The 4,256-nt window shown below is 63.4% G+C and carries 4 protein-coding genes; all 4 read left to right on the top strand.

From position 1 onward, the window contains the following. On the top strand, positions 1-452 hold a 452-nt coding region (locus tag EN991_RS25405; protein WP_164769360.1), incomplete at its 5' end, for a molybdopterin cofactor-binding domain-containing protein. Next, positions 449-1,057, top strand: coding sequence for a hypothetical protein (locus EN991_RS25400; protein ID WP_127369794.1), 609 nt, complete (start codon positions 449-451; stop codon positions 1,055-1,057). The genes EN991_RS25405 and EN991_RS25400, both read left to right, overlap by 4 nt. Positions 1,058-1,212: 155 nt before the next feature. Then, positions 1,213-2,388: an efflux RND transporter periplasmic adaptor subunit gene (locus EN991_RS25395; protein ID WP_082827499.1), complete on the top strand. Its 1,176-nt coding sequence runs from the start codon at positions 1,213-1,215 to the stop codon at positions 2,386-2,388. Positions 2,389-2,468: 80 nt separating this feature from the next. Further along, positions 2,469-4,256, top strand: a 1,788-nt coding sequence (locus EN991_RS25390; RefSeq protein ID WP_164769359.1) for an efflux RND transporter permease subunit, incomplete at its 3' end; no start/stop codon positions are given.

Genomic DNA, 4,256 nt, shown 5'->3' with positions numbered 1-4,256 from the left:
AGGCGCTGCCCGCCGGCAAGGCCAAGGGCATGGCCTTCACGCTGTCCTTCGGCAGTTGGGTCGGCGAGATCGTTCAGGTGGCGGACACGCCGGCCGGCATCCGCATCGAGAAGGTGTGGATCGCCGCCGATGTCGGCACCGCGCTCGAGCCCGGCATCATCGAGGCGCAGTTGATTTCCGCCGCCATCTACGGCCTTTCGGCAGCGATGGGTCAGGAAATCACCTTCGCCGACGGCATGGTCGAACAGTCGAACTTCCACGATTTCGATGCCATGCGGATCTTCCAGTGCCCGGTCTTCGAAGTCGCCATCCTGGAAAATTTCCACAAGATGGGCGGCGTCGGCGAGATCGGCACACCGCCGGCGGCTCCAGCACTCGCCAACGCCATCTTCGCGCTCACCGGAAAGCGCATCCGCACGCTGCCGCTGTCGAAAACGGTGGCCTTCGCATGAAGAAGCTCCTCATCATGCTGACGCCTGCTGCCATGCTCGTGCTCGCAGCGCCGTTTGCGATTGCGCAAGAGAGCCAGACGCCGGCGCCGGCGACCGTCGACGCGGCGAAAGGCCTGTCCGAATGGGACAAGGTCTATGCGGTGTTCTCGCATCCGCGCTGCGCCGACTGTCATGTCGCGGACGACCGGCCGCGATGGTCGGGTGCGCACTATCGCGGTACGCGCGTTCACGCCTTCAATGTCCAGCGCGGTGCTAACGGGTCGGGCTTCGGCAATCCGGGCCTGCGCTGCACGACTTGCCATTTCTCCAGCAATTCCAAGGCATTGCACGGGCCACCCGGGGCCGAGAACTGGCATCTGGCGCCGGCCGAGATGGCCTGGTTCGGCAAATCCTCGGCCGAAATCTGCGCCCAGATCAAGGATCCCCTGCGCAATGGCAACCGCAGCTTGAAGGACATCGCGCTGCATGTTCGCGACGACAGATTGGTCGCCTGGGGCTGGGCGCCGGGGCCGGATCGTGAACCGGCTCCGGGCTCTGCCGAAGCGACCTATCAAGCGATCGAAGACTGGGCCGCGGCGGGCGCATCTTGTCCGCCGGGGCAATGATCTTGCAACTTTCAGACTATATTGCGGTGCAACTTTGATGTAGAAGCGCGCTTCGCCGATCACGGCAAATTGAACACGGCTTGGCGCGCACCCATATCGGCGACGCGCCCGCGTTATGAGGACGCTGGCCGAACCCGCAGTGGAAAACAACGACGATGCCGAGAATCAGGTTTCACAAGCTTGCAGCCATTGTTGTGCTCATCGGTTTCGCGGCGTGGATGGCGACAGGCGAGTTTTCGTCGGTCGGCAGCGTAGCCGCCAACAAAGCCAAGGCAGCCGAAGCCGAACAGGCCAAGGCGCCGGACGCGGCCAAGCCGAAGACGGCTGAAGCCGAGCCGAAGGCACCGCTGCGCACCGTTGCGGTGGTGACGCCGCCACGCAAGACCTATGCACGCGCCATCCGCATTTCCGGGCTGACCGAAGCCGACAAGCGGGCGGTGCTGGCGACGCGCGTCGCCGGTGTCATCGACAAGCTGCCTGTCAAGCAAGGCGATCACGTCAAGACGGGGGATCTGGTACTGATGCTTGCGGCGGAAGAAAAGATCTCGATGGTCGACAATGCAAAGCAGTTGGTGGTGCAGCGCCAGGCCGAGTTGGACGCAGCCTTGCGGCTGATGAAGACCGGCAATCTGCCCAAGCTGCAGCTCGATACCGCGCGCTCGAACCTGACCTCGGCGCAGTCGCAACTGGAAACGGCACAGGCCGAACTCGACCGCAACGAGGTGAAGGCGCCTTTCGACGGCGTCATCGACCGGGTGCCGGTGGAACTTGGCAGTTCCATCATGCAAGGCGGCGAGGTGGCAACCATCCTCAAGCTCGATCCGGTGATTGCCCGCGGCGAAGTCAGCGAGCGCGATCTCGGCTACCTGAAACTCGGGGACAAGGCCACCATACGGCTGGTCAGCGGCCAGACCGTCGAAGGCACCGTGCGCTACATCAGCCGCGACGCCTCTTCGGCGACCCGCACCTTCCGCGTCGAGGTTGCCGTCCCCAATGCCGACGGCTCCGTGCCGGCCGGCATGACGGCGGAAATCGCACTTAGCGCGCTGCCGACCGATGCGGTGCTGCTGCCGCGCTCGGTGGTGACGCTCGGCGACAAGGGCGACCTCGGCATCCGTGCGGTCGGCAAGGACAACAAGGTTGCGTTCTTCCCCATCGACCTCGTCGACGACACGCCGACCGGCCTGGTGCTTGGCGGCATCCCTGCCGATGCGCGCATCATCGTTGCCGGCCAGGAACTGGTGAAGGAAGGCGATGAGGTCAAGCCGGTCGAAGCCGACCAGGCAACCATCCAGAAACTGCTGGGCGAAGCGACCGCCGGCACGCAGTAGCATGGGGTACGGCGGACAGACCCCGGGCGGGGACACTTGGCTGCGACGCAGCCCGTGAAATTCAAGAACAGGCGTTAGCCATGGATATCGTCAGACTCGCAATCAACAATGCCCGCCTGACCATTTCGGTCCTCGTCTTCCTTCTGCTCGCCGGCTGGGTCGCCTATCAGTCGACGCCGAAGGAAGCCGAGCCCGACGTTCCGATTCCGATGATGTATATCAGCCTGATCTATCAGGGCATTTCGCCTGAGGATTCGGAGCGCCTTCTGCTGCGGCCGATGGAAAGCAAGCTGAAGAGCCTGAAAGGCCTCAAGGAAATGCGCTCGGCCGCCTTCCAGGGCGGCGGCTATGTGCTGGTCGAGTTCCAGCCGCAGACAAATCTGGCGACGGCCTTGCAGGACACGCGCTCCAAGGTGCAGGACGGCAAGGCCGACCTGCCGCAGGCGGCCGAAGAGCCGGTCGTTACCGAAGTCAACATCTCCGAATTCCCCGTCCTCGTCGTCACCCTGTCGGGCGAATTGCCCGAACGCGTGCTGACCGCCGCCGCGCGCGAACTGCGCGACCGTATCGAGGAAGTGCCAGGCGTCCTGGAGGGCTCGTTGCAGGGTTCGCGCGACGATCTTGTCGAAGTCGTCATCGATCCGATGAAACTGTCGTCCTACGGGTTGCAACTCGATCAGCTGATCGGCGCTGTCGGTGCCTCCAACAGCCTGGTCGCCGCCGGCAATATCGAAGGCTCGGAAGGCAAATACGCCGTCAAGGTGCCGTCACTGATCGAGACGCCCGAGGACGTGGCGGCCTTGCCCGTGGTCGCCGGCCCCAATGCCGTGGTGCAGGCCAAGGACATCGCGACGATCCGCTCGACCTTCGCCGATGCCACGACGATCACGCGCCTCAATGGCAAGCCGGCCATCGCCATCGAAGTCAAGAAGCGCATCGGCGCCAATCTGATCGACACGCTCGCCAAGGTGAGGGAGGTGTCCGACGCCTACGTCAAGACGATGCCGCAAGGCATGAACGTCACCTACACGCAGGACAAGTCGGTCTTCGTCAACCAGTTGCTCGGCGATCTGCAGAACCACGTCATGATCGCCGTCATCCTGGTGTTCATCGTCATCCTCTACGCGCTGTCGGGTCGTGCCTCGCTGCTGATCGGCCTGGCCATTCCGTCGTCATTCCTGATCGGCATCCTGCTGCTGGCCATGATGGGCTACACGATCAACATGATCGTGCTGTTCAGCCTGATCCTGGCTGTCGGCATGCTGGTCGACGATGCCATCATCGTCACCGAGTTCGCCGAACGGCGGATGAGCGAAGGCATGCCGAAGGCGGAAGCCTTCGCATTGGCCGCCAAGCGCATGGCCGGTCCGGTCATTGCCGCGACGATGACGCGCATAGCCGCCTTCTCGCCACTGCTGTTCTGGCCGGGCATCATCGGCGACTTCATGAAGTACATGCCGATCACCCTGATCGTCACGCTATCGGCCTCGATGCTCTATGCGCTGGTGTTCGCGCCGACGCTGGGGGCGATCTTCGCCAAGGCGCCGGAGCATCATGAGGATGATAATCGCGACGGCTGGTACATGGCGATCGTCAAGCAGGCGGTGCGGTTTCCGATTACGGTGGTTTTGCTGACGGTCGCTCTGCTGTTCGGCGTCGGCTTTGCCTATTCGAAATATGGCGCCGGTGTCGAATTCTTCCCCAGTGTCGAGCCCGACTACGGCCTGCTCTACGTGCACGCGCGCGGCAACCTTTCGCTGGCCGAAATGGATACGGCGACCAAGATTGCCGAAAACAGGATGCTCGGCTGGCCCGGCATCAAGTCGGTCTACACCCGCGTCGGCAAGACACAAGGCGGCGGCCAGGAT

Source organism: Mesorhizobium sp. M7A.F.Ca.US.005.03.2.1, assembly GCF_003997795.1.
Taxonomy (GTDB): Bacteria; Pseudomonadota; Alphaproteobacteria; order Rhizobiales; family Rhizobiaceae; genus Mesorhizobium; species Mesorhizobium ciceri.
This window is presented reverse-complemented; position numbering and strand designations above follow the sequence as displayed.